At 43.6% G+C, this 26,169-nt stretch carries 20 protein-coding genes and 1 pseudogene; 6 read left to right on the top strand and 15 right to left on the bottom strand.

Annotated elements, in window-relative coordinates; genetic code table 11:
* Positions 1-8: 8 nt before the first annotated feature.
* Together ccoO and ccoN are read right to left on the bottom strand one after the other, a co-directional pair.
* Entirely contained in the window at positions 9-629 is a 621-nt protein-coding gene (ccoO, locus tag KHO06_RS09595) for a cytochrome-c oxidase, cbb3-type subunit II (protein WP_005429861.1), read from the bottom strand.
* A gap of 12 nt (positions 630-641) precedes the next feature.
* Complete coding sequence (gene ccoN, locus KHO06_RS09590) at positions 642-2,069, bottom strand: cytochrome-c oxidase, cbb3-type subunit I (RefSeq protein ID WP_212581434.1); 1,428 nt, start codon at positions 2,067-2,069, stop codon at positions 642-644.
* Positions 2,070-2,325: 256 nt separating this feature from the next.
* Between ccoN and KHO06_RS09585 the strand changes: the two genes are divergently transcribed.
* From KHO06_RS09585 to KHO06_RS09570, 4 genes and pseudogenes are all read left to right on the top strand, one after another.
* Positions 2,326-2,682, top strand: a complete 357-nt coding sequence (locus tag KHO06_RS09585) for a hypothetical protein (protein ID WP_212581433.1) — start codon at positions 2,326-2,328, stop codon at positions 2,680-2,682.
* A 112-nt stretch (positions 2,683-2,794) separates the two neighbouring features.
* Entirely contained in the window at positions 2,795-3,982 is a 1,188-nt protein-coding gene (locus KHO06_RS09580) for an FIST N-terminal domain-containing protein (RefSeq protein ID WP_045418781.1), read from the top strand.
* On the top strand, positions 3,972-5,717 hold the full coding sequence (locus KHO06_RS09575) for a response regulator (protein WP_212581432.1): 1,746 nt from the start codon (positions 3,972-3,974) through the stop codon (positions 5,715-5,717). The genes KHO06_RS09580 and KHO06_RS09575 overlap by 11 nt, the downstream gene beginning before the upstream one ends.
* A gap of 288 nt (positions 5,718-6,005) precedes the next feature.
* Positions 6,006-6,443: pseudogene (locus KHO06_RS09570) on the top strand (helix-turn-helix domain-containing protein); the annotation flags it as partial.
* Between the two features lie 158 nt (positions 6,444-6,601).
* On the opposite strand, the gene KHO06_RS09565 reads toward KHO06_RS09570, so the two are convergent.
* From KHO06_RS09565 to matP, 4 genes are all read right to left on the bottom strand, one after another.
* Positions 6,602-7,816, bottom strand: a complete 1,215-nt coding sequence (locus KHO06_RS09565) for an HDOD domain-containing protein (protein ID WP_212581431.1) — start codon at positions 7,814-7,816, stop codon at positions 6,602-6,604.
* Positions 7,817-7,945: 129 nt separating this feature from the next.
* Complete coding sequence (locus tag KHO06_RS09560) at positions 7,946-8,269, bottom strand: hypothetical protein (protein WP_038890259.1); 324 nt, start codon at positions 8,267-8,269, stop codon at positions 7,946-7,948.
* A gap of 116 nt (positions 8,270-8,385) precedes the next feature.
* Positions 8,386-8,697 (bottom strand): DUF3634 family protein, encoded by a 312-nt coding sequence (locus KHO06_RS09555; protein ID WP_005429845.1) that lies wholly within the window; start codon positions 8,695-8,697, stop codon positions 8,386-8,388.
* Between the two features lie 10 nt (positions 8,698-8,707).
* On the bottom strand, positions 8,708-9,157 hold the full coding sequence (matP, locus tag KHO06_RS09550) for a macrodomain Ter protein MatP (RefSeq protein ID WP_005429851.1): 450 nt from the start codon (positions 9,155-9,157) through the stop codon (positions 8,708-8,710).
* Positions 9,158-9,368: 211 nt separating this feature from the next.
* Between matP and KHO06_RS09545 the strand changes: the two genes are divergently transcribed.
* Positions 9,369-11,009, top strand: coding sequence for a Lon protease family protein (locus KHO06_RS09545; RefSeq protein WP_047479524.1), 1,641 nt, complete (start codon positions 9,369-9,371; stop codon positions 11,007-11,009).
* Between the two features lie 70 nt (positions 11,010-11,079).
* The gene (gene fabA, locus KHO06_RS09540) at positions 11,080-11,595 is read left to right on the top strand and encodes a bifunctional 3-hydroxydecanoyl-ACP dehydratase/trans-2-decenoyl-ACP isomerase (RefSeq protein ID WP_010647877.1); all 516 of its coding nucleotides are present in this window, start codon (positions 11,080-11,082) and stop codon (positions 11,593-11,595) included.
* Between the two features lie 394 nt (positions 11,596-11,989).
* Here fabA and rmf read toward each other — a convergent pair whose 3' ends face one another.
* The 9 genes from rmf to KHO06_RS09495 form a co-directional block, all read right to left on the bottom strand.
* Entirely contained in the window at positions 11,990-12,163 is a 174-nt protein-coding gene (gene rmf / locus KHO06_RS09535) for a ribosome modulation factor (protein ID WP_005532367.1), read from the bottom strand.
* 171 nt (positions 12,164-12,334) lie between these two features.
* The gene (locus KHO06_RS09530; protein WP_212581430.1) at positions 12,335-14,068 is read right to left on the bottom strand and encodes a DUF3466 family protein; all 1,734 of its coding nucleotides are present in this window, start codon (positions 14,066-14,068) and stop codon (positions 12,335-12,337) included.
* A gap of 7 nt (positions 14,069-14,075) precedes the next feature.
* A complete protein-coding gene (locus KHO06_RS09525; protein ID WP_143692478.1) occupies positions 14,076-15,995 on the bottom strand; it encodes an ABC transporter ATP-binding protein in 1,920 nt (639 codons plus the stop codon).
* The gene (locus KHO06_RS09520) at positions 15,973-16,224 is read right to left on the bottom strand and encodes a glutaredoxin family protein (RefSeq protein WP_212581429.1); all 252 of its coding nucleotides are present in this window, start codon (positions 16,222-16,224) and stop codon (positions 15,973-15,975) included. The genes KHO06_RS09525 and KHO06_RS09520 overlap by 23 nt, the downstream gene beginning before the upstream one ends.
* 18 nt (positions 16,225-16,242) lie before the next feature.
* The gene (gene rlmKL, locus KHO06_RS09515) at positions 16,243-18,366 is read right to left on the bottom strand and encodes a bifunctional 23S rRNA (guanine(2069)-N(7))-methyltransferase RlmK/23S rRNA (guanine(2445)-N(2))-methyltransferase RlmL (RefSeq protein ID WP_038890262.1); all 2,124 of its coding nucleotides are present in this window, start codon (positions 18,364-18,366) and stop codon (positions 16,243-16,245) included.
* Between the two features lie 512 nt (positions 18,367-18,878).
* The gene (locus KHO06_RS09510; protein ID WP_005426674.1) at positions 18,879-19,421 is read right to left on the bottom strand and encodes a cell division protein ZapC; all 543 of its coding nucleotides are present in this window, start codon (positions 19,419-19,421) and stop codon (positions 18,879-18,881) included.
* A gap of 164 nt (positions 19,422-19,585) precedes the next feature.
* Positions 19,586-20,596, bottom strand: a complete 1,011-nt coding sequence (gene pyrD / locus KHO06_RS09505) for a quinone-dependent dihydroorotate dehydrogenase (protein WP_045452335.1) — start codon at positions 20,594-20,596, stop codon at positions 19,586-19,588.
* A 304-nt stretch (positions 20,597-20,900) separates the two neighbouring features.
* Entirely contained in the window at positions 20,901-25,742 is a 4,842-nt protein-coding gene (locus KHO06_RS09500) for an NAD-glutamate dehydrogenase (protein WP_045380541.1), read from the bottom strand.
* A 199-nt stretch (positions 25,743-25,941) separates the two neighbouring features.
* Complete coding sequence (locus KHO06_RS09495) at positions 25,942-26,160, bottom strand: DUF2835 domain-containing protein (RefSeq protein ID WP_005532375.1); 219 nt, start codon at positions 26,158-26,160, stop codon at positions 25,942-25,944.
* Positions 26,161-26,169 lie beyond the last annotated feature (9 nt).

The following is a 26,169-nucleotide window of genomic DNA, read 5'->3' as shown; positions in this document are numbered from 1 at the left end:
TGACCCCCTTACTTCATTGCATGACCAAGAGACTGAAGGTAAGCGATGATTGCATCCATCTCTGTTTTACCTTCTACTTCTTTAGCCGCATTCGCGATTTCTTCATCCTCATAAGGGACACCGAACTGGTCACGGAAGATTTCTAGTTTCTTCTGTGTCAGCTTGCCGTCTAGCACGTTCTCTTCAAGCCAAGGGAAACCAGGCATGTTTGATTCTGGTACTAGCTCACGCGGGTCAATAAGGTGAACGCGATGCCATTCGTCAGAGTAACGTCCGCCTACGCGTGCCAAATCTGGGCCAGTACGCTTAGAACCCCATAGGAATGGGTGCTCCCAAACACTTTCACCAGCAACAGAGTAGTGACCGTAGCGCTCTGTTTCAGAGCGGAAAGGACGAATCATCTGGCTGTGACAAACGTTACAACCTTCACGGATGTAGATGTCACGACCTTCCATTTCCAGAGGAGTGTAAGCACGTAGATTCTCTACAGGCTCAGTCGTTTGCTTCTGGAAAATCAGAGGAGTGATTTCTACAAGCGCACCCCAGCTGATTGCAAAGACGATGAAAATAGCCAACAAACCGACATTACGTTCTAGGATTTCGTGGCGATTATTCGAATTATTACTCATTCTTTAATCTCCTTATGCCGGTTGAGGGATAGCTTTTAAGCTTTCTTTAGGTGCAGTTACCGTCTTGTACGTGTTGTATGCCATTAGGAACATACCTGATAGGAAGATGAAACCACCTAAGAAACGTACGAAGTAGAACGGATATGATGCTTCTACAGATTCAACAAAGCTGTAAGTCAGTGTGCCGTCAGAGTTAACTGCACGCCACATTAGGCCTTGCATTACACCTGAGATCCACATCGCTACGATGTAAAGAACGGTACCGATAGTTGCCAACCAGAAGTGAACATTGATTAGGCGAACTGAGTACATACGCTCTTGACCGAACAGTCGAGGGACAAGGTGGTATACAGAACCAATGGAAACCATTGCAACCCAACCTAATGCACCAGAGTGAACGTGACCAATGGTCCAGTCTGTGTAGTGCGATAGCGCGTTTACTGTCTTAATAGACATCATTGGACCTTCGAAAGTAGACATACCGTAGAAAGACAATGAAACGATTAGGAAACGTAGGATAGGGTCGTAGCGAAGCTTATGCCATGCGCCAGACAGCGTCATAATACCGTTGATCATACCACCCCAAGATGGAGCAAATAGAACCAAAGACATCACCATACCAAGAGACTGAGTCCAGTCAGGCAGTGCTGTGTAATGCAGGTGGTGAGGGCCAGCCCAGATATATAGAGAGATAAGTGCCCAGAAGTGAACGATAGATAAACGGTAAGAATAAACAGGACGTTCAGCTTGTTTAGGGACGAAGTAGTACATCATACCTAGGAAACCAGCGGTCAGTAGGAAACCTACCGCGTTGTGTCCATACCACCATTGAACCATCGCATCCACCGCGCCTGAGTAAATCGAGTAAGATTTACCAAGTGACACAGGGATAGCCATGCTGTTCACGATGTGAAGTACTGCTACTGTGAGGATAAAGGCACCGAAGAACCAGTTAGCCACATAGATGTGAGAGGTATTACGTTTGACCAATGTTCCAAAGAACACGACCGCGTATGATACCCATACAATCGCGATAGCGATATCAATAGGCCATTCTAACTCAGCGTACTCCTTACCAGAGGTAAAACCTAATGGTAGGGTGATTGCTGCGGCTAGTATAATTGCTTGCCAACCCCAAAAGGTGAAGGCAACGAGTGGGCCACCAAAAAGACGAGTTTGACAGGTGCGCTGAACAACATAATAGGATGTTGCGAACAGAGCACTGGTACCAAACGCAAAAATTACCGCATTAGTATGCAATGGACGTAAACGACTGTACGTCAACCACGGCGTATCAAAGTTTAGCTGTGGCCAAACTAACTGAGCGGCAATCAAAACACCAACAGCCATACCAACTATGCCCCATAAAATGGTCACAAGGGTAAATTGGCGAACGACTGTATAGTTGTAGTTTTGTTCAAGCTGCTTTACTTGGCTCATTTGCATGCTTCCAATTTCTAATTAACTACACTTTACTTCCAACACGACTTGCGTCGTAACACCACCCAAGTAAACTCTAGAATTCAAGTGTTATCATCACTTTATTTCCATTGCTGACTTTAATAAAAAGTGGCATTTTCAGCGTGACACTATACTTGAATTAACAATTCAATGACAGAGTAGTAACCTTACAAGGCCTCTGGAAATCATTTTTTATTTAAAAAGTTTGAAGTTTGTAACAAGGATATTAGGAATTATGGCCGCACAAAAGTTAACAAAGGCACGACTTGCACAAATCTTAATCATGCTCAGTCTTTTAATTGGTGCCTTTTTCTGGCGCACCTTTACTTACGAGACGAACAGAGAGGTAGATTGTTCACAAAAACAACGATGTGATGTAACAATTGGTGCTGAGAAAATAATCATAAATAAGACTTCGAAAGGGTTTTCGATCGAAAGCTCAAAAACAGACAGTCTGAAAATTGATCTAAATCAAACGGGTGATTTTATTAATATCGATGATGAATTTCGTGACATCGATTGGAATAGTATTTCTCAGAAGAAGACAATTAATTTCAAATTAAACGAAAACATTGTCCAAGTTCATTTATAAATCAGATCTGACACGAGATAATTACATCTTCTTATGCAATTAATACCGTCATGCTTAGCACTAAATTGTCGCAGTGGTATAACAGTAAAGTGATAACCAATAATAAAATCGTATGCAGTGCCAATCATTATTTACTCATATTACCGACGAATATTTAGCTATCAAACGATTTCGCTCTGAGCTGACAGAGGATAACCTGTCGCATATCGTCTGTTATTACACCGAAGAGTACGATTTCAGAGTAATCCAAAGCGCTTTTGTTGAGCTGTTTCCCGAGACAACCGTTCACGGTGCTAGCTCCTGCCAAGCGATAATGACAAATCATGGTTATCACCAAGGGCCGGTGATTGCGATACTCGCGATTTATGATTCGGGCCAGCACGCATATGGTACGGGTATCTCAACTTTTGGAGCAAATGTTGAAGCGAGTGTAGATGCTGCATTAAACATGGCATTGGTGCATGCAGATAGAATAGGAGAGGTGCCGAATCTCATCCTTTTACACGCAACCCCTGGCCATGAAGAAACCATCATTGAATGTATTGATGAAAGGTTTGGGACGCTAGTCCCTATCATTGGAGGGTCGGCTGCGGATAATAACATCGAAGGTAACTGGTCGATTATTACTTCTCAAGATGCTCAGCAAAACGGTGTTAGCCTGACGCTATTTTACTCATCACAGCCCGTTGATATCGCTTTTAGTGCTGGGCATTCACCAACGGGGATAACAGGTATTGCGACGAAAACGAAAGATCGCATCTTACTCGAGATAGATAATAAACCCGCTCTCGATGTCTACCGTGAGTGGACTAATCACCAAGAGACACAATCCGACAAAGAAAGCTTTCTATTTACCAACTCCAGTGCTTATCCATTGGGGAGAATCGCGGGGCATCTTTACGAGAGACCTTACTACAAACTCTCACATCCAATAAGAGAGACCAAACAAGGTGGTATCGAGCTCTTTACAAGTATCCAAGAAGGTGAATCGTTGACGTTGATGCAGGGAAGTCGGCAGCATCTTGTCGCAAGAGCTGCAAGAGTAGTGAACGCAGCATTTAATCAAAAGTTAGAAGAGTCTCGAAAAATAGGGGTAATCAATATCTTTTGTGCTGGTCCTATGCTGCACTTAAAGCAGGACATAAACAGTGTTTGTGAACAAATTAACCAGGAATTAGAGAACCTACCTTTTATTTGCCCGTTTACTTTTGGTGAGCAAGGAAGATTTATAGGTGGCGAAAATGGACATGGAAACTTGATGATTTCATCGGCAATTTTCCATAAACCTTATGAAAGATAAATATTTAGAGATTTACCAACAAGAAGCGTTACAAGAGGCACTTGTCGAACTAAAAGAGGCAAGGCAGCGAGAGAAGCTCTTAGCTGACGAAAACAAAGCAATCTTATCAGCTATTTCTGCTATAAGTGAGGCTCGTAATCGCCACGAAATTTTTTCCGGCCTCAACAGCGTTCTAAAGAAATACATCGACTTTGATGACTTCATCGTCATTACACGTGACTGCAATCAACAAAACTTCAAAACACTTCTATCGACAAATAGCGTCTTTGATAGAGCTAGTTGGTTACCGGGTAACGCATCGGAGAGGGCGCTCAATGGTGAATGTATTTTGCTATTTGAACCAATGCGGTTAAAGGAGTTTGAGGGGCTTAACTCCTTTATTAAAAGTCAGGTAAGTTCCATGCTTTTAACTGGTATTCGCTCTGAAGTTACGCAAACTATCATCATACTTGTTGGCGCACAAAAAGGGCACTTTAGTATCGAAAACAAAGAAACCCTCAGGCGGTTTCGACCTTTGATAGAAAGAGCGGTAATCGATATTGAAACGAAAGAAAAGTTACAACGTATCGTAGAGGTGCGTACTTCGCAACTTGCTAAAGCAAGAGAAGAAGCAGAACGCGCTAACCAATCAAAATCTGAATTTCTCGCTATGATGAGTCATGAGATTCGAACCCCTTTAAACTCGGTTTTGGGTATGCTCGACATATTAAGACAGTCGACGTTAACAGAAAGCCAATCTGAAGTTTTGAATCAAATGGAGTGCTCAGCAGATCTGTTATTAGCGATAATTAGCGATATCCTCGATTTGTCCAAAATAGAGTCGGGAAGCTTTCGTCTAAGCGAACAATGGACAAACTTACGTGACGCGGTAACTTTGGTCATTTCCCAACAAAAACAGGTAGCTACAAGTAAAAATCTGAGTTTTGAATACCAATGTAACTTGGATAATAACAAGCAATATTGGATCGATTCGACTCGATTGTCTCAAGTACTTTTCAATTTAATTGGGAACGCCAGCAAATTCACTGATTTTGGTGGCATCAATGTCTCGGTTATTGAGCGTGACGGTGAGCTTGTCATCTCAGTGGTGGATACCGGAATTGGAATCCCTAAATCAAAAATCGGACATCTTTTTACTGCTTTCCATCAAGGAGATAGCTCGATTACGCGAAGATTTGGAGGTACAGGCCTTGGACTTGCTATCACCAAACATTTGGTTGAAATGATGCGAGGAACAATCAGCGTTAAAAGTGAAGAGAATGTTGGCTCACACTTTGAAATTAAGATACCTGTGTTAACGAGAAATAATCAAGATAGACCGGTAAAGATAGAGCCCAATCATCCATCAAAAGCAGTGAACCTTCTTGTTGTAGAAGATACCGAATCTAATCAACTTGTAATTAAACTAATCTTAAACAAGTTAGGACATAATGTTTTTATTGCTAGCCACGGCGCAGAAGCAATAGCATTTCTTGAAGAGCAAAGGCAAAACATCGACATCATTTTGATGGACGTCTCAATGCCAATTATGGATGGGATAACAGCGACGAGGCTAATCAGACAGAAAGGCATTAATATTCCAATCATCGCGTTAACAGCTCACGCACTGGAAAGTGACAAGACTACATGCATGAAAGCCGGCATGGACGGTTTTGTTTCAAAACCAGTTCGACGACAAGAGATCTACGAAGCAATTCAATCGTTAGTTGAAAAACCGCGTAGCGCGTTAATATAGATCTTAACAATCGTAAGATTATTAAGATCTATATTAAGTATTTTATGGTAAATCACCATTATGTTTAATGATACTGTCAAAAAGCGCCGTATTTTAAAATCTGAGAGGGATAGGAGACCAATCTAAAGAAGATTTGGCGTACGTCGACATACCATTTAACATAACACATATAATGCGCACTAAGGGTGTTAGAGCAATTTAGTAATGTCCGGTTTTAGCCACTTTAAAATGTCCTCCTAAGATTAACAACATTGTTTGCTTTTGAGGCTTTAACCGATGTTGATTACGATGAGTGAAAAAGATATTTATCGATTTAAGGTTCTGTCTGACGTCCGTGAAAAGCGATTACGTCAAGTTGATGCTGCAGTTATTTTAAATGTGTCTGTTCGTCATATCCGGCGTTTACTCAATCGACTCTCCACTTTAGGAGCTCAAAGCCTCGCGCACGCAGCTCGTGGTCGTCCAAGTAACCGACGTTACTCTGAAGATTTTAAAGTTGAAATACTTAAGATCATTCACAAGTATTATTCTGATTTCTCACCAACGCTCGCTCTAGAAAAACTCTCAGAGCAACACAACATCGCTGTATCTAAAGAGACTCTACGTCAATGGATGATCGCCGACGGACTTTGGGTCCCACACTCTAAACGCAAGCCCCGAGTTTACCAACCTCGCTACCGACGTGATTGTTTAGGCGAACTCATTCAAATTGATGGCTCTCACCATACTGCCTCATAACTTCAATGTTACGCTGTCACTATAGCTCTAGATGTTCATAACAGAAACTATTACTAGTTTCCGAACTGACGATTTAACCTTTTTCCAGAGCAATAAAAAAAGCGACCAGACTTGGTCGCTTGAAGTTTTGTGACATCGTAACTCTTCTATATCATAAGAGTCATCTTGCCTGGAGCGCTCATTCTAATGGATGATAGCGCTTCTCCTGAGATCTGAACGTTAGCAAACCAAAATGGTTTGTGTTTTTCTGCGAACACTTCGCTTCTCGATAAGCTGTCGTATATTGCATACGCCCTAGCCTGTGCTAATGCTGCTCCATAGATGCTGCGTTCTAAGATCGGTTTGTTTTCTAAGTCTTCTAGAATGGCAACTTTAATATGCTCTGCACTTTTCGGCCAGTTAAAGCTTTCCATAAGTCGTTTAGTGACCGCAGCTTCCATATCAACAATAACTTTAGGTAAGAACGCTGAATTAGGTCGAACGTCGGCACAAGCATAATACTCATCTTTTCTGTTCATCTTTCTATAGTTCAGCATGACTTCAATAAGAGCATCTTCGAAAGTGTCTGTGAAATGATTAATCAGCACGATGCTTCCTAGGCTACGAAGTGTTCCAATTAGAACACCACAATCAGAATCTTTTACACCTGCCGATTCCAATCGCATTTTGGTAACGTTGGCACTCAAAACCAGTTGTTGCCAAAACTTGGGAGTCAGGATCTTAGTATTACTGTCTGACCACCTCATTATTGGTCGTGCCATTAAGACTGGGAATAGCTTGCGGCAATTTTCAATTCCAAGACGACTAATCGCAACTCTTACATCTGAGCTGGTTCTAGCTGCACTTCCTCGCTCACGCAGTCTAGTGTTTTCAATCAGATCAATAATCGTTGAGCTTAGTTGGTGGCTATCGCCGGCCAAGCCTGTCAGTTTTGAAAAGCTGAGTGATGGAGAATAAGCAAACGATGCGAACAGTTCAAACGGGGGTATATTGCTCGATAATCTATCAATTGGAAGTGTTTCAAGCTTCTTCATTAACATTCGATCGGCGACTTTCGATACATCGCTGATGACTTTTTGAAGTGTTTTCTGTTTGTCTTCCACGATTTGGCGTTTTTCTTTTACTCGCTCTTGTTCACATATGAGAAGTATTCTTTGGTTGCGCGTGATTCTGTCTTCTTCACTAAAGATCACGTCGTCACAGTAACGCCCCTGTAAACTGAGGAGTTTATCCACTTGCGACTGATCCACTTGGTGGTTCATACTAGCTAGCCATTTTGCATGTCTAAGTTCGACTTCTTTCGATACTTTGGCTGCGATGTCCATTGCTTCTTGTGTATATTTTTTTTGCGTGAGCAACAAACTGATATTCCTAACGTTATTTTACTTTTCCGTCAGCAGTGTATCTATAAACACCAAAGCAGTAAATGGAATGTGATATTAATTCCACTTATAAATATATTCAAATTATCGAAATATGATTAGTGAATACTAGTTGCCCGTTGTTATGTGTAGTCGTATGTACTTTTCAGAGAATTTATAGCGATAACGTTTGCCAATTTTCACATTTGATTTGGTGAACTGGCATACGCGTTTATCACCACTGCTTTTTACCCTCTTGATCTTTGCACTTTTACCTTTGTGTTCCATTTCAATCATCAGGTCACAATACCCATGGTAACCATCAAATTCTCTATCAGTTTTCTTCTGTAACTCCGCTTTAATTTTTTTCGCCACGGGATTCGTCTCAGAATCATCAGCTGTAGCAACAGAAATCCCAAATAATAAATACAAAAACGTGACAGTGTATCGCAATGAAGTTCCCTTTCGATTTCGTAAAAGTGAAACTCTAAAACACTGACTTTATTGAAATAAAAACGGGACGCAATTAATGCGTCCCGTCTAACACGAATAAGTAATTGATAGTTTGCTTAAGCGCGTTTTTTGCCTTTGGTTGACTTAAAACCTTGATGAGGAAAAACGTTCCTAATGCGTTGTTGAACTTTTTTCGGCACTTCTTTGGAGAAAGCTAAACGCATCCCAGTACGTTGATTGTAGACTTTCATCTCACCATCGAAAGGAGCATGCTCGGCGATGTCTTGCAGGTTGTGTTTAAAAGAAGGTGGTATATGACCTTTCACTTTCGATATGTGCCCTTTTTCGAACTTAACTTTTAGGACCGGTCTATCTACAGCGATAAGCCAAAAAATGACAACAGCAGCAATCAATATTACGTAAAGCATATGATTCTCCTTAGCTGGACAACAATTTACTCAAGTCTTCTTTCAACGATGATACCTTCATGCTCGCTTTCTCGCTTCGAGATGCTTCTGACAGCAAATACTCAATGGCATCGGATAGTGTGCAACCTAGCTCGTTTGCTCTGTTAGAAAGCTTTTCCCACACTCGATAGTCAAGATCTATGGATTTTTTCTTTGTGTGGACTTGCTCCGCATTGAAGTGACGTTTACGCTTTGCACGGATCGCTTGTTTCAGCTTGTTATCAAGCTCTTCTGACATGTGGTTCTCAATCCAAGCAAGAACTTGAGTAGGTTCATGCTCGAGTTTACGAAGTTCAGCAATCGCAGCATCGGCTTCGCTTGTATCGATGTATCGAGTAACGGCTTCACCATCTTTCCACTTTTTAATGAGATACTTCCATTTCCAACCACATTCTAAATTTTCAAGCTGCTGATATTTCATCCTTCTGACCCTCAATGCACGTATGGTGACAGCGTAACCCAACTGTGCAGGTTCGGCAATTAAAACTCCTAAAAGTATCGATGTTGATCACTCATTTGTCGAAGGTTTAATCAACTGAATTTGCAGAATTTTTGGATTGGTCAAATTGTCGCTAGGGTGTTGATCGCCGTTTCGCTATAATGCCCCTAAGACTAAATTAAGATGAATTTGAATGAACCAAGTTAACTGGCAAGATGTCACCCCTTCTTTTGAACAGTACGAAGAGATTTTACGCAACGCCACTTCTCTCCCAGCAAAGCCTTTCATTGACCTTCAGCCGAGGCTTGAAGCAACCACTGAGCGATTTACGCGTGTACAAGGATTAACTCGCATTTTATTAGTGAATTGCACTGATAATGCGATTTACCGAGGTTTCATTAGCGAAGTGTTGGAGGCTAAAACCTCAGCACCTGTTGTTGCAACAGAGTCACTCGATGCTAAAGAGCTGTTTGATCGCTACAGTGTGAACCAAGATGGTCAAGCGACGTTTGAATCTGGCTTACTTTCCAAAGCACATGGCGGCTATCTTGTTATTCCTGCGAACTTGGTGCTTGCGAATGCTGCGCGCTGGCCAAACATCAAAGCTGCGGTTCAAGGTGGAAGCTTTGCTCCAATTAATCTTACTCCAAATCGAATTGCTTCATCGCCTTTTGCGCCGCAAGAATACAATGTAAAACTGATCATTACCGGTGACCGAAACCAGTTGGCTGAAATCGAGTATGTCGATGAAGACTTCTCTGCAGGTCTGACGATGTATACAGAGGTTGAAGAAGATATCCACCTATCTCAAGAAAACCTGAGGAATTACATTAGTTTGGTAAACTGGATTTGCCAGGAGTACCAGCATCCTGCATTGAGCAATGAAGCGTTCAGAAGATTAATTCTTGCAGGGATGCGTTACACAGAAGATCAACACTATCTACCGCTCGGTGTCATGTGGCACAACCAGCTATTAGGCCTTGCTAGCCAATATTCAAACTCATCGGTTATCGAATTCGACGATATTGATCAGGCTATTGATGATAAATATTACCGCGAGTCGTACCTACCACAGCGTGCAGTTGATGACATTCTTGATGGACAAGTGATCATTGAAACGACTGGCGAACAAGTAGGCCAAATTAACGGTCTTACTGTTATTGACATGGCTGGACATCCGGTCTCTTATGGTGAACCTGCGCGTATTTCTTGTGTTATTCACTTCGGTGATGGTGATATCTCAGATGTTGAGCGTAAAGCGGAGCTTGGTGGCAACCTGCACGCTAAAGGTATGATGATCATGCAAGCGTTTGTAAGCTCTGCTCTGAACCTGGATGAGCCTCTACCTTACTCTGCGTCAATTGTTTTTGAGCAATCATACAGTGAAGTAGATGGAGATAGCGCCTCTTTAGCGGAGCTTTGCTGTTTGGTAAGTGCCCTGTCTGAATCTCCCGTTAATCAGCAGATCGCAGTGACAGGCGCTGTAGACCAATTTGGTCGTGTGCAAGCCGTCGGTGGCTTGAATGAAAAGATCGAAGGTTTTTACCAAGTGTGTAAGCATCAAGGTTTCACAGGTGAGCAAGGCGTGATTATGCCGAAAACTAACCTAAAGCACCTTGCATTACATAAAGATGTCATAGAAAGCATTAAGAATGGTGAGTTCCACATTTGGTCTGTTTCTACTGTTGATGAAGCGATTCCTCTTCTGATGTCCAAACCATTCCGAGGTGAAGACGACAGCATTATCGGTAAGATAGCCGAACGTATTGAAAACTTTGAAAGACACGAGCATCCAGAAGGAATTGTGGAGCGCATCAAAAACTGGTTTGTCTAGTACTGATCGGAGTTGTTTAGCGTACACGTGTTCACTAAGATGCAGCTATCAAAAATTGGAGTAATTGATAATGCAAAACAAACGTGATTCATACACCCGTGAAGATCTTCTAGCTTCTAGCCAAGGCGAACTATGGCCACAAGGCCCTCAGCTACCAGCACCAAACATGTTGATGATGGACCGCATCACAAAAATGTCTGAGACTGAAGGTGATTTCGGTAAAGGTTTGATCCTAGCAGAATTGGACATTACTCCAGATCTTTGGTTCTTTGATTGTCACTTCCCTGGTGACCCAGTAATGCCTGGCTGTCTTGGCCTTGATGCAATGTGGCAACTTGTTGGCTTCTTCCTAGGCTGGGTTGGCGGTAAAGGCAAAGGACGCGCTCTAGGTGTTGGCGAAGTGAAGTTTACGGGTCAAATCCTACCAACAGCTAAAAAAGTGACTTACGAGATCCACATGAAGCGTGTTGTTAACCGTAAATTGGTAATGGGTCTAGCTGATGGCCGTGTATGTGTCGACGGCAAAGAAATCTACGTAGCAAAAGATCTAAAAGTAGGCTTGTTCCAAGACACCTCAAGCTTCTAATCTCCTACTCTGAAGTATTCAAGAAGGCTCCTTTCAAAGGGGCCTTTTTTAGTTTTGTATATACCCAAGTAACCTCGAGATGCTAGGTTCAGCGAGAATGACTTGGTTTGTAGACGCGGCGGCGATTTAAAGATCTAGTGGGTCTAAATCAAGAATCGACAACAAAGTATACAAGCCAAGACAGCTCGCCCTTTGGGAGCGTGTCATTGACTCGACTTCTGCGTCAAACAACTTGGAAAGAGCTGGCTATTACGCTGCGTTGTTTTCCTTGACCTCGAATCAATGACAACGCTCTGAATCCTGCATCTTGAAGTCACTTGGGTATAGCTACTTACAAATGCAGAAAAGGCTCTTAACGAGCCTTTTCAAATCCTTCTGTTTGTATGTGGAGAGTTTATTTGTAGAGACCAGATTGTTTTTCATCTCTGGCATCACGCCAACCACCTAACCAATACGACCGAGCGTCAATCTGTTGATACGGACAGGCCTCTTGAGACCTTCCATTCAACCCAGCTTTGTAGCCTTGAGATTGAGCTCGTTCTAGGCGATCACGCTTTTGTCTCTTCATAGTTAATTCCTCATACAGGTCCATTTACAAACGTACTACTGTTTTTGTGAAACTTTAGTGGAGTTTTTATGACTCCACTTACAAGAATCGATCAAATTACGCATTTTCTCAAGGCATAAAAAAAGCAGAGGCTCATTTCTGTGAGCCTCTGCTTGATTTAAAAATTACTGACTATTTTCTACGGAACCCGAAGAAGCCCAGCATGGTCAAAGCCAACCAACCAAGACCGGCACCTTGACGTTCGGCAGATTCCTCTTCAACGCTTCGCTGCTGAATATCTGCAGAAGTCGCACCAGCGATAGGCATAAGCTTGACTGCAACGATTTTCTCTGTCCCATCACACGACGCGTTATGTTGTGTGCTCTTATAGCCGCCTTCACACTTCATCGCGGTTGCCGAGATAACGCCAGCATCATTGATGTCTGTAGCATTGATGATACGGAATGCGTTGTTGTCCGCTGAATAATCACCACCGTTCGTTAGGTTATCCAAGAACCATGGTTTACCTTCAAACAAGTCTGTCGCACGCTGGCTCACCTCTTCACCTGTTTTAGTATAAGGGTAAATAAAGCCGCGTTTGCGACGAGGCTTACCTTCTTCTTCACGGGTAGTCTCGGCATCTAGTTGACCAACAATCTCATTGTAAGAGTTGATAGCGCCCATATGACCGCCTGCACCACTAAAGAAGATGTCGGTTGTTGGGTAGAACGCACTAACAGAATCTGCAGTGACATCGTCTACGATAAACAAACGGTTTGGCGCAGAACCTGTTGGCATTAGGTAAGCGCCAGAACGCTTCGCTTCACCGATTGCAACAAAGTTAGAGTTCACATCCGTTAAACGAGAGTTACTATGAACAGTGTCGCCATCGATGCGTTGTTGTGCGCCATTAACTTGTTTATTTTCCCAAGTAACTCCTGCGACTGAACCTTCCGTCTTCAAGCTGCCAACAAAAACTGTCGCATTCATGTAATTGTCATCTTTATAGGTGTTGTAACCAACACCATAGACGGTTGTCCCATCTTCAACGACACCACGCATGCTACCTTGAGCTAAACGTTCACCATCTTTTGCCGCGCCGCTCTGCCAATCAACCTGACTTACCGTGCCAGTTGCATCCCAAATCGCAGCTTTTGAAGTGTGGTGTGTGCCGTTATCGTTTGATGCTTGTTCAGAAATACTGCCTACTGTAAATGTCCCATCGGTGCGCCATGCTCGGCTCCCGACAACAACCGCCTCTTCGCTGCTTGGAACAATCGTTGGAGGCACTGGAGCAACAACCGTATTTCTTGTTTCTAATTCAGCAGAATCTGTATCGCTTACGACACTTTGATTACCAACTGGTTGGCCGTCTTCGGTTAGGCTATTGATAATATTATTGTACTTGTTTTCATAAGCACTTGGGTCATTCTCGACAAATGCGAGTGCGTTTGTTGTAAAGTCTTTACCTAGCTCTTTACCCCAAGGTTGCCAATGAATAGACGCCCAAGATTCACATGTTGAGTAACGACGCTCGTTGTAACAGTAGCGCTCAAAATCGTCGTACTCTTGCACATAATAAAAACCGGAGTCCATTGCAAAAGGCACTTCTTCACGGTAACTCACACCATCTACAGCTTCGCCTGCTGAAATTGGTGTTGTACGAGTTTCCAGTGCCAATTTGAATTGTTCCGTTGTACATCCTGCTGCTGAATCAAAACAACCATGGACAAACGGTGAACCAGTGCTTACATCCTGAACATCACCTTGCTGGATAGCAACGCCGTAGGCAGTTTCGTAATTAACGATGTCACCATTTGATTCTGGCTCTACTTCAACCACCTGATACAATGCTGCATTGGCATTCATTGCTGTACCAACCATCATCGCGACGGCGGTTAGTTTGAATTTATTACTACAATTCATGGAATTCTTAACTGTCCTGTTGCATTGCTTCGAGTTCTTCCCATCTCTCGAACGCGATTTCCAACTCCTGCTCTACAGCAGCGAGCTGTTCCAATACCGGTTGAGTCTGTTCTACAGATTTAGTGAAGAACTCTGGGTCATTCACTTGTTCTTGCAGAGTCTCAATATCCGACTCTAATTGTTCTAGTTTAGCTGGAAGAGCCTCTAATTCTCTTTGCAGCTTATACGATAACTTCTTCGAATTGTTCTTAGGTTGCGTAGTTTTGGGAGTTTCCTCAACCACTTTCTCTTTCTTCGCTGCTTTTTCAACCTGACCACGCGAAGCAAGAACTTGATCACGCTGCTGTTTTGCATCGTGATAACCACCAACGAACTCTTCAATTACGCCGTTACCTTCAAAAATCCAACTGGTCGTTACTGTGTTATCTACAAACTCACGGTCGTGGCTCACTAACAGTAACGTACCCTGATAATTGGCAAGCATTTCTTCTAAAAGTTCCAACGTTTCGATGTCCAAATCGTTGGTTGGTTCGTCCAGAATAAGCAAGTTGTTAGGTTTCAACAAGATACGAGCCAACAACAAACGGTTTTTTTCACCGCCTGATAACGCTTTTACTGGCGTACGAGCACGTTTTGGTGCGAACAAGAAATCTTGCAGGTAGCTCAATGCATGACGCTGACGACCGCCAACCATCACTTCTTGCTTACCATCCGCTAGGTTATCGATAACCGTTTTTTCAGGATCGAGGATTTCACGGTACTGGTCGAAGTAAGCCACTTCAAGTTTTGTACCGCAATGTAGACGACCACCTTGTGTCTCTAACTGGCCTAGTAGCAACTTGAGAACCGTACTTTTACCACAGCCGTTAGGGCCAATCAGAGCGATTCGATCACCGCGCATGATGTTGAAGCTGAAGTCATCCACGATCTTTTTGCCTTCAAAAGCAAAAGAGACGTTCTCAGCTTCAAAGACGATCTTGCCTGAACGCGATGCATCATCGATATTAAGATTAACTTTACCTTGAACTTCACGGCGGTCACGACGTTCTTCGCGAAGCTTTTTAAGAGCACGAACGCGACCTTCGTTACGTGTACGACGCGCTTTAATACCCTGACGAATCCATACTTCTTCCTGAGCTAGCTTTTTGTCGAACTCTGCATTTTGCATCTCTTCAACACGAAGCATCTCTTCTTTGTCATTCAAGTATTGGTCATAGTTACCAGGGAAAGAAGCCAATTGACCGCGATCTAAGTCAACGATACGTGTTGCCATCGACTTGATGAACGCACGATCGTGAGAAATAAAGATGATGGAACCTTTGAAATCTTTTAGGAAGTTCTCTAACCATTCGATGGTGGTCACATCGAGGTGGTTAGTAGGCTCATCAAGAAGCAATACATCAGGGTCACAGACAAGAGCACGAGCCAAAGCGGCTTTGCGTTGCCAACCACCCGATAAGTCCGTCAGTTTGGTTTCCGGGCTTAGCTTTAGCGCCCCAAGTACGTTCTTAACACGGTCATCAAAGCGCCAAGCATTAAGGTGATCCAGCTGTTCTTGAATCTTAGCAAGTCGATTGATGTTCTTTTCACTTGGGTCCTGAGCGACAAGATCGAGAAGATCGTGGTAGATCTTTAGCTGTTCACCGATTTCAGCCAAACCACCGGATACGTATTCGTAAACCGTACCCTCTTGATTGCGCGGTGGATCTTGTTCTAGTCGGGAAACAACTACGTCTTGAGTGATTTGAATCTTGCCATCGTCCAACAAAATGTCGCCGGCAAGCACTTTCATTAACGTGGACTTACCTGCACCGTTACGACCAACTAAACAAACGCGTTCGTTTTCTTGAAGAGCGAACTCCGCTTTATCTAGCAATGGGTGATCACCAAATGCAAGTTGCGCGTTATGAATGGTAAGTAATGCCATTATTATCCAACCAATGTGTGAGTTGTTCTAAGTCAAACGGCCAGTTCAACTCAGAGTCTTGATATTTTAATACGGGAATCGTGACGCCGTAACGAGAAAAGAGAACATCGTCGAACGCTATGTCGACGATGTGAGTTTGTTCGGCGAGACCAATCTGACCAACGAGGTCAAACGCCACCTCACAGAGATGGCATCCTTCTGTGCTGTAAAGTGTTAGCACGTTCAACATCCTTTTACTGTTCCGTCTCTATTCTGCGTGCGTAACCAGCCAGCAGTTGTGAATCTGTTTGTTACGAGAGAAATCCAATGGCAGAGTTTGAGAAGAAATGTTCTGCGCTTTTAAGCCCAGTTCTGCAAGCCCTGCTTCGTCCATCTTGAAGTGACGTTTGTTGTTCGAGAAAACAATCGTACCGCCGGCACGCAACAGGCGCTTAAGGTTTGTCATTAGCTTAATGTGGTCGCGTTGCACGTCGAACGACGTTTCCATTCGCTTAGAGTTAGAGAATGTCGGTGGATCAATAAAGATAAGATCGTATTCACCTTTTGCGTTCTCAAGCCACTGTAGACAGTCAGCTTGCTCAAAACGATGCTGGCGACCCACGCAGCCATTTAGCTGCATGTTGTCTTTCGCCCAGTTCAGGTAAGTGTTAGACATGTCTACCGTGGTTGTAGAACGCGCACCACCAACTGCAGCGTGCACTGTCGCACTACCAGTGTAAGCAAACAAGTTAAGGAAATCTTTTCCCTGAGCCATTTCACCAAGGCGACGACGAGTGATCTTATGATCCAAGAACAAGCCCGTGTCTAGGTAGTCATGCAGGTTTACGATCAGTTTCACGCCATACTCGTTCACTTCAAGCGTCTCTGAAACTTGACCTAGTTTTTGGTACTGACTACGGCCTTTCTGCTTCTCACGAACTTTAAGTACAACTTTGTTCGCTTCTACGCCCGTTACCTGAATCGTTGCACGGATAATGTCCGTCAAACGACGCTTAGCTTTTTCTTCAGGAATATTCTTAGGTGCCGCGTATTCCTGAATCACGATTTGATCGCCATAAACGTCGATAGCCACGTTGTATTCTGGAAGGTCCGCATCGTAGATACGGTAACAGTCTAGCTTCTCTTTACGCGCCCACTTGCCAATCTTGCCGATATTTTTCTTCAAACGGTTTGAAAAGTCAGGTGCGATCTGAACATTAGTGTCCGCGCCTTTCACTTCATCAGCGCTGCGCTCTGCAATGCTGTAGTTCTTTTGGTGACACGGTAACGCACCGTTATTCAATTTGAACTGTTTGTCTGCACGCATACGAAGACAGCTTAGTAGCTCGTCTGAACTAGAGAAGATAGACGCTTTACAACCGCCAAACTCAGCTTTTAGCTGGCCACCAAATGCAGTGTATAGCGCAATCAAACCAGGCTCAGTACCAAGACGCTCACCATAAGGAGGGTTAGAAACGATAACGCCTGCTTCGAAGCCAGCCGGACGAGTGATGGTTGCCGCGTCACCTTGTGCAAAAGTAATCAACTCTTCAACACCAGCTCTACGAGCATTGTCTTGAGCAACCTTCAGTACTTTCGGGTCGTTATCGAAGCCGAAAAACTTAGCGTCAACTTTTTTGACGCCGCGTCGAGCCTGTACATTTGCTTCTGATTTAATCTCAGCCCAAAGTTCTGGTTCAAAGTCTTCTAGTGCTTCAAAGCCCCACTGTTTGCGTTTAACGCCAGGAGCCATGTTCGCTGCCATCATTGCCGCTTCAATCAACAACGTACCAGAACCACACATTGGGTCTAGAAGTGGTTGTGAACCATCCCAGCCACAACGCATTACGATAGCTGCAGCTAGTGTTTCACGCAGCGGAGCTCGACCTGATTCTGGACGGTAGCCACGTTGATGAAGACCACTACCCACCATGTCCACACCAAGAATCGCTTTGTCTTTGTGTAGACGAACGTGAACACGGATATCGGGACGTTCTTTGCTGATGTTTGGACGAGGAAGTCCCTTCTTCTCAAAGCAGTCTACGATGCCATCTTTTACTTTCATTGCACCATATTGGCTGTTGCGGATTTCGCGGTTAGTACCGTTAAAGTCAACCACAAAGCGCTTTGAGCTATGGAATTGGTTTACCCAGTTGATTGCAGACGTTGACAGGTAAAGGTCCATGTCGTCGTTACAGGTAAACTCCGATAAAACACGTACAAATCGAGACGCCAAACGGCTCCACAAACAGCAACGGTAAATTTGTTCATTCGTCGCCTTAAATTTAACGCCTGCCTGTACTGGCTTGGCGTTTTCAATGCCTAGTTTAGTCAGCTCTTCTGCAAGCAAGTTTTCCATGCCGTTTGAAGTTACCGCGAGATATTGATTCATAGTGTTCTTTCGTCGATAAAAAATGGCTTTGATTATACCTGACTTTACGATCAATGCCTCGTTTTTAAAGGCTTTTTCGCTTTATTAGCGCAAACAGTCACCAATCTCACCAACTGAAAGTCAGATCACATCACCTTCATAAACAGAATACGTCTCCTTATCACCTTATCGTAAAAATGCGGCCTGTGGTGAAAGTAAATACTTATTCACCATTAAATTGGTATATACCAAAGTGGTTTTAGGTGTGTAATTAACTTACAAAAACTACATATAGGGGAATAAAGGATGAAATATTAATCGTCTTGTTGCCTAATTTAAGGAAAAGCTAAAGTGAAAAAATTGGAATAAAAGTGAGCTGCTTCATATATGAGATATGAAATCCCCTCACCTAAGAGTGAGTTTGGGGTTTGTACTAGGAGAGATTTGGAAAAATTTTAGGCAAAAAAAATCGACCTAATGCGGTCGATTAATGCAAACAAAGGAACGAAAATAAAGAAAAAATCAAAAGGAAACTAACCCACCATCGCCATCGGTGCCATCATGAATAAGTGATTAGCACACACCATGCGATCATGCATTACTTTAATCGGTTGTCCAAACTGGAGCGTTTTGTTGCCGTCTAGCAGGAATTCTTCCTGTCCAACATAAGCACACAGGCTTGATGTTTCACCAGGCTCTAGGACGACGAACACACCTTCTGAATATCGGTTTGTTAGGAAGACCATGTCCCCTTCTTCTGGCTCATGTCCATCACATTGGGCATCGAAGAACCAGCTCTTAGGCTGGACTGGCTTGTGAAAGCGTTTCGCGGCTACGCAATAAAGCGTAAGTTCGGCTTGACGGTATTCGTTGATGTCGAGACAACGGATTCGTTCGTTGTACGTTTGGAACGCGCTTGCGTCATCAACGGTGAATTCATTGTCTGAGAAGGCACAATTGACCAACAGCTTACGGCATAGATTGGTTTGGAAAATCATCTCCTCCCCTAAATCCAGCATTAGGCAAGCTTTCTGCTCGTCAAAATACCAATTCCATTTGTCGCTGGGTTTAAGCATTATTCCGTTCTCTTGTGACTAGTTAAACAGTAATAAGAGGTAAGACGCTTAATTACCTACTCATGATTTTTAAATTTTACAAACGAACGGACAAAAAAAAGAGGAAACGAATTCCTCTTTTTTTAGTAACAAGCGTCGATTTCTCAACGATTTAGCGATTGTTCTTATAGATTTTTAACAATATCGCGTACGAGACCTGGGCCGTGGTAGATGAAACCTGTATAAACTTGAACAAGTTGAGCGCCAGCCATCATTTTCTCTTTCGCAGCAACGTAAGAGTCAACACCACCGACACCAATGATCGGAAGCTTATCGCCAAGTTCTTGGTGAAGTTTACGAACAACCTCTGTTGAACGAGATTGAACCGGACGTCCACTTAGACCACCCGCTTCATTTGCATGTTTCATACCTTCAACGACTGTACGATCCAACGTTGTGTTTGTCGCAATTACGCCGTCGATATTGTTCTTAATTAGAGACTCACAAATCTGGCTGATTTCGTCATCGCTCAAATCCGGTGCAATTTTTAGCGCAAGTGGTACGTACTTACCGTGTTTCTCTGCAAGTTCAGCTTGTTTCGCTTTGAGTTCAGATAGCAGTTCATCTAGCGCTTCACCGTACTGAAGGGAACGAAGTCCTGGTGTATTTGGTGACGAAATGTTCACGGCGATGTAACCGGCGTACTCGTACACTTTTTCCATACAAATCAGGTAGTCCTCTGCCCCGTTCTCAATTGGTGTGTCTTTATTCTTACCAATATTGATACCAAGAACGCAGTTGTATTTTGCCTTTTTCACATTCTCAACCAGATGATCCACACCTAGGTTGTTAAAGCCCATACGGTTGATGATACCTTCCGCTTCAACTAGGCGAAACAAGCGAGGCTTGTCGTTACCAGCCTGTGGACGAGGTGTAACAGTACCAACTTCGACAAAACCAAAGCCCATAGCGTCAAACGCTTCGATACATTCGCCGTTTTTGTCCAAACCTGCAGCAAGACCGACTGGGTTACGGAATGTAAGTCCCATGCATTCTACTGGACGATTTGGTAATTGTTGACGATAGAAAAGATCGAGAGGAGTGCCGTTAAAGCGTTGGAAGTTTTTGATTGCAAGATCATGTGCCTTTTCGGCATCAAGTTGGAAAAAGCCAGTTCTGGCTAGACGGTAAAGCATTGTGCCTCCGAAAGAAAAAAGCCCCGTGTAAACGGGTCAATATTATTTACTGTTTTCCAATGCAATTCAATGAAAATGAATGAATTCAGCAAAATTGGGCCTCTTATTTTAGTTTTATTCTTAAAAACAGTCGATTAGCTCTAGTTCTCCTATACAAAATTGCTAGCTTTTTCATTAAAAGCAAACGATTTCATGTAATGAAAACTTAAAATCAGAGTTACAGCGTCACTTATTTGGGTTGATTGAAATGGTTTAAACATAAAAAAGCCCCGCTATTGCGAGGCCTTTGTCAAAGTCACTTACCCTATTCGTTTGAAGAGCAGTTTAAGTTGAGTAGAACCAACTCTCGAAGCGCTACAGAGAACTTAGCGAACTCATGAACTGAGCCGACTTTGAACTCGTTCAAGATGCTTTCCCAACGATGGAGTGACAGCTCATTCGTTGTCATCCAATCTTCTAGCGCTTGCATCACATCTAGATCTTCTGTTGAGCAACCACAAGTTAGTACTTGAGCTGTCAATTGACGTTGTTGCCAATCAAGATCTTCACGGAACGCCGCACGAGCAAGAGCTTGCCAGTTGTTGTCTACCGCTTGACCATTGATTTGTTTCAAGAACCAGTGAAGTGATAGACGGTCACCTAAGTTGAAGTAAAGCTTCGAAGCTTGCTCAACGGTTTTACCTGTTTCACTTGCCACTGCTGAGATATCCAGTGCTGACTGCAGGCTAGAAAGACGAGCCACATGATGAGCCAGCTTCTCTTCTACTCCACGCTCAATCCATTTCTGAGCAAGTTCGTTATGCTCTTCGACTTCTGATGCAACTAGCATGGTGTCCAGCGTTTCAGTAATAGTGTGAACATCGTCTTTATATAGTGCAACGAGCTCAGTTACTGTGCTCTTACCGCTACGGTTACGTAATAACCAGCGAGAAATACGGCGTAATGCGCGACGCACGTAGAACATAATCTCATATTGAGCTTCTGCGGTTGCAACATTATCTAGTGCACGAGTTTGCTTAAGAATACCTTCCAGTTCAAAGATTTCACGGGTTGCACTATAAGCATTTGCGATATCAACCACGCTCGCGCCCGTCTCTTCTTGAAGACGAGTCACGAAGTTACAGCCCATTTCATTAACCATTTGGTTTGCCAGCGCTGTTGCGATGATTTCAGCACGCAGTGGATGGTTTACCATTTGATCTTTGTAGTTACGGCGTAACTCACTTGGGAAGTAAGCAACTAATTGTTTTCCATGGAATTCGTCATTTGCAATTTCGTCAGCGACCAATTGCTCTTTCAGAACCATCTTACCGTACGCTACCAGAACCGAAAGCTCAGGACGTGTGAGGCCAAGTCCTTGTTTTTCGCGCTCAATGAGCGTTTCGTCATCTGGAATGTACTCAAGAGCACGATCCAAGTACCCTGCCTTCTCCATTGTATGGATAAAGCGGATTTGCTCTTTAACGATGCCAACACCTTGTTGTTCAGTCACAGAAATCGACTCAGACTGTCGGTATGCATCGTCCAATACGATCTCACCCACTTCGTCTTCCATCGATTCCAGAATCTGGTTGCGCTGTTTAACCGTTAGATCGCCATTCGATACAAGACCGTTCAAGAAGATCTTGATGTTTACTTCATTGTCCGAGCAGTCTACGCCGCCAACATTATCTACAAAGTCCGTATTTACACGACCGCCTGTGGTTGCGTATTCGATACGACCCAACTGAGTCATACCCAAGTTACCGCCTTCACCAACGACTTTCGCTTTTAAATCACGTCCATCGATGCGGAGTACGTCGTTTGCACGGTCGCCAACGTCGGTGTGTGTCTCGCTAGAAGCTTTAACATACGTACCGATACCACCATTCCAAAGTAGATCCACTTCCATTTGCAGGATCATCTTAATTAGATCATTTGGAGCTAAAGACGCTTTCTTCGTGCCCAACATTTTTTGGATTTCTGGCGTAAGTTGGATCGATTTAGAGCGACGAGAGAAGATACCACCGCCCTGTGAGATCAACTCCGCATTGTAATCTTCCCAGCTTGATCGTGGCAGGTTGAATAAGCGATTACGCTCTTCCCAGCTGGTGGCTGAATCTGGATTTGGATCAATGAAGATGTGCATGTGGTTAAACGCAGCTTGCAGACGAATATGCTTAGATAGCAGCATACCGTTACCAAATACGTCACCTGCCATATCACCAACACCAATTGCCGTGAAGTCAGTGGTTTGACAGTTGATGCCCATTTCACGGAAGTGGCGTTTCACCGATTCCCAACCACCTTTCGCAGTGATACCCATTGCTTTGTGGTCGTAACCGTTAGAGCCACCTGACGCAAACGCATCACCTAGCCAGAAGTTGTACTCATCCGACACTGAGTTCGCCAAATCAGAGAACGTAGCTGTACCTTTATCGGCTGCAACAACCAAGTATGGGTCGTCTTCATCGTGACGTACGACACTCTTCGGCGGAATAACTTCACCTTCGATGATGTTATCGGAAACATCAAGAAGCGCGCGAATGAAGCGTTTGTAACAACGCTGACCTTCAGCAAAGATGTCATCACGGTTAGTTAGAGTGTGCTGACGTTTACATACGAAGCCACCTTTTGCACCCACAGGGACAATAACCGTGTTCTTAACTTGCTGTGCTTTAACCAGTCCAAGAATCTCCGTACGGAAGTCTTCTTGACGGTCTGACCAACGCAAACCACCACGTGCGACTTTACCGCCTCGTAGGTGCACACCTTCGATATCCGGTGCGTACACAAAGATTTCAAATGCAGGTACAGGTTGAGGAATATCTGGTATTTCGCTTGGCTTCATCTTCAATGATAACCAAGGTTTTGGCTGCTTATCTTCGTCCAGCTGGTAGTAGTTAGTACGAAGCGTTGCTGTGATCATTTCCATGTAGCGACGGATAATACGATCATCATCCAAGCTTTCCACACGATCCAATTCTTCAGTAATCTTCTTAATGAGATCGTTCTGACCTTTCTCACTGCCCTTATGTTTTGGATCGAATCGCTTAGCAAACAGGTTAACGAGACCCGTAGCTAAATCCGGGTAATGGCTGAGAGTATCTTCGATATATTGTTGACTGAATGGGAAGCCAACTTGGCGCATGTAACGCGCGTATGCACGAAGGATTGAGATTTCACGACCAGACAGTGAAGCGCCTAGTACCAAACGGTTGAAGCCATCACTTTCTAAGTTACCAGCCCAAATCGCTGCAAATGCTTGTTGGAAACGATCGCGAGCTTCACGAAGATCAACGGTCTTGTCGCTCTTATGCAGCATTGAGAAGTCTAAGATCCAAAACGTTTGGCCGTTGTTAGTTTCGATCTCATATGGTGATTCGCCGATCACGCGTAAGCCTAGGTTTTCCAACATTGGCATCACGTCAGATAGGTGAATCGGCTCGTCGCGGTGGTATAGCTTTAAACGGACCGCTTTCGATTCTGCCGCTTCTTCTTGTGGACGGTAGAACAACATTCCAAGCTTGTTATCATCGCTTAACGCTTCTAGGCGTTCGATGTCTGCAACCGCAGAACCTGGCATCATGTCTTCTTTATATGAACGTGGGAATGCGCTCATGTACTCTTTAGAAAGTGGAAGACCTTTACTCTCACCAAAGTTTGCAATGATGGATTCTTTTAGGCGGTCATCCCATGAAGTCGATACTTCCATTAAGTTCTGCTCAATCTTTTTCACGTCTACATCAATGTTGTTATTGTCTACACGAACAATGTAATGGGTTCTCGCCAGCGGGCTTTCTGAGAAGAAGGTTGTGAATTCAACTTCTTGCTCGCAGCCGAAGTACTGCTTAAGAATGCGTTGCGTTTGGCGGCGAAGCTCGGTGTTGTAACGATCTTTTGTCACGTAAACCATGCAGCTGAAGAATCGACCAAACGGGTCTTTACGAACAAATAGACGCAACAAGTCACGATCTTGCATTTGCACGACGCCCATCCCCACTTCTAATAGCTCTTCTTCACGAGCTTGAAGCAACTCGTCACGTGGGTAGTTTTCTAGAATGTTGTGCAGGGCTTTGTACGAGTATGATCCGTTACGGTAGCCACTCGCTTCTAGAATACGATCCACTTTCTCGCGGATCAGAGGAATACTTTGTACGGCTTGGTTGTATACAGCAGAAGTGTAAAGACCTGTGAAACGGTGCTCACCAATCACTTTGCCATTCTTGTCGAATTTCTTAACACCAATGTAGTCAGTGTAAGCTGGGCGGTGAATACGAGAGGCCTGATTGCCCTTAGTGATGATCAGCGCGTAAGGTTTTTTCGCTTCAAGGCGCGCAGAGTCTGACAGTTCAGAAAGCTTGATGCTGCGAACACGACTGTCATCAGCAAACATGCCAAGGCCTTTCTCTTTCACCGGCTGGAGTTCAGTGTCACCGTTGACGTTAACAAGATCATATTCTTTATAGCCCATGAAGGTAAAGTTATGATCCCCTAACCAACGTAGGTATTCGATCGTTTCATCTAAACGATCTGTTTTCATTGAAACACGATCTTTATTCTTCTCAAGGTCGTTGGTAACGATCTTAAGTTTTTCAACCATTTGCTTCCAGTCATCAACGACTAAGCGCGTGTCTGATAAGATGGTTAGCAACTCATTTTTCAGCGCTTGCATTTCATCTTTACTGGTTAAACGGTCTACTTCGATGTGGAATAGAGATTGAAGAACGCCGCCCTCGCCATTTACGTCCGTCACTTGCCCTTTCTTATCGCGTTCTAGTTGCGTTGGGTTGTTGAGCATCAAGTGAGAAACAAGGTCGAGTCGCGTTAGCGCCATCTTGATGGAATCCACCAAAAACGGGCTATCCGGTACAACAATTTCAACAATAGTGTGAGTTGATTGCCAACCTTGGCGGCTGACAGTCGGGTTGAATACCCTGACAGAAATATCTTCTGGTTTCTTTTCATTGACGTGGTGCCACAGGCTAACAACAGCACCATAAAGGTCGGATTCGTTTCGCTGAATTAAGTCATCATCAGCAATGTTACTAAATAAGTGTTGAGCAAGTTTAGTTACAAGCGGTTGGTGAGAAAGCTCGAGTTTGTCTTGAATTAGTTGGTATACCTTTTCAAGCAGAACCGGCACTACATTTTCACGCGCGGTCATATTCACACTCCACATTAGAATTGTTGTTTTGTAGGGGGACTTAACTTCGGGTTTGAGCCTCGAAACTAAGCATAGGTAATGCATGCGCTTATTGTAAAAGCATAATTACAAATGTTTAACAAGAAATAGCAGTGGTAGGAGGTGAAATGTTTGATTATGTGACTAAGATTCCTGTTTAACTCACTAGGAATATCGGGCATCACAGAGTTTCTAACTTTAGAAACTTATTATTTTGGTCAGTTGTGAGTCTAAAACGACCTCTAACGCCTAATTGCGTAAGAAAAGGTCGAAATTTTGATGCATCTAGTTGCACTCTTAAGCCGTTATCAGTAATGACCTGTACAGAGCTTGCTATGCCAGAATAGTGTGAAAGAAATGTTTGATATGGGATGTTGAGGGAGAAGTAATACTGGTTCATGAGAATGGT

Origin of the sequence: Vibrio sp. B1FIG11, from assembly GCF_905175335.1 — a bacterium.
GTDB classification, from domain to species: Bacteria; Pseudomonadota; Gammaproteobacteria; order Enterobacterales; family Vibrionaceae; genus Vibrio; species Vibrio campbellii.
This window is presented reverse-complemented; position numbering and strand designations above follow the sequence as displayed.

What these genes read in the sequence shown, in the direction of transcription:
- ccoO (WP_005429861.1), bottom strand. Translation starts at nt 629, where the DNA reads ATGAGTAATAATTCGAATAATCGCCACGAAATCCTAGAACGTAATGTC.
- ccoN (WP_212581434.1), bottom strand. Translation starts at nt 2,069, where the DNA reads ATGAGCCAAGTAAAGCAGCTTGAACAAAACTACAACTATACAGTCGTT.
- KHO06_RS09585 (WP_212581433.1), top strand. Translation starts at nt 2,326, where the DNA reads ATGGCCGCACAAAAGTTAACAAAGGCACGACTTGCACAAATCTTAATC.
- KHO06_RS09580 (WP_045418781.1), top strand. Translation starts at nt 2,795, where the DNA reads ATGCAGTGCCAATCATTATTTACTCATATTACCGACGAATATTTAGCT.
- KHO06_RS09575 (WP_212581432.1), top strand. Translation starts at nt 3,972, where the DNA reads ATGAAAGATAAATATTTAGAGATTTACCAACAAGAAGCGTTACAAGAG.
- KHO06_RS09555 (WP_005429845.1), bottom strand. Translation starts at nt 8,697, where the DNA reads ATGCTTTACGTAATATTGATTGCTGCTGTTGTCATTTTTTGGCTTATC.
- matP (WP_005429851.1), bottom strand. Translation starts at nt 9,157, where the DNA reads ATGAAATATCAGCAGCTTGAAAATTTAGAATGTGGTTGGAAATGGAAG.
- KHO06_RS09545 (WP_047479524.1), top strand. Translation starts at nt 9,369, where the DNA reads ATGAACCAAGTTAACTGGCAAGATGTCACCCCTTCTTTTGAACAGTAC.
- fabA (WP_010647877.1), top strand. Translation starts at nt 11,080, where the DNA reads ATGCAAAACAAACGTGATTCATACACCCGTGAAGATCTTCTAGCTTCT.
- rmf (WP_005532367.1), bottom strand. Translation starts at nt 12,163, where the DNA reads ATGAAGAGACAAAAGCGTGATCGCCTAGAACGAGCTCAATCTCAAGGC.
- KHO06_RS09530 (WP_212581430.1), bottom strand. Translation starts at nt 14,068, where the DNA reads ATGAATTGTAGTAATAAATTCAAACTAACCGCCGTCGCGATGATGGTT.
- KHO06_RS09525 (WP_143692478.1), bottom strand. Translation starts at nt 15,995, where the DNA reads ATGGCATTACTTACCATTCATAACGCGCAACTTGCATTTGGTGATCAC.
- KHO06_RS09520 (WP_212581429.1), bottom strand. Translation starts at nt 16,224, where the DNA reads ATGTTGAACGTGCTAACACTTTACAGCACAGAAGGATGCCATCTCTGT.
- rlmKL (WP_038890262.1), bottom strand. Translation starts at nt 18,366, where the DNA reads ATGAATCAATATCTCGCGGTAACTTCAAACGGCATGGAAAACTTGCTT.
- KHO06_RS09510 (WP_005426674.1), bottom strand. Translation starts at nt 19,421, where the DNA reads ATGCTTAAACCCAGCGACAAATGGAATTGGTATTTTGACGAGCAGAAA.
- pyrD (WP_045452335.1), bottom strand. Translation starts at nt 20,596, where the DNA reads ATGCTTTACCGTCTAGCCAGAACTGGCTTTTTCCAACTTGATGCCGAA.
- KHO06_RS09500 (WP_045380541.1), bottom strand. Translation starts at nt 25,742, where the DNA reads ATGACCGCGCGTGAAAATGTAGTGCCGGTTCTGCTTGAAAAGGTATAC.
- KHO06_RS09495 (WP_005532375.1), bottom strand. Translation starts at nt 26,160, where the DNA reads ATGAACCAGTATTACTTCTCCCTCAACATCCCATATCAAACATTTCTT.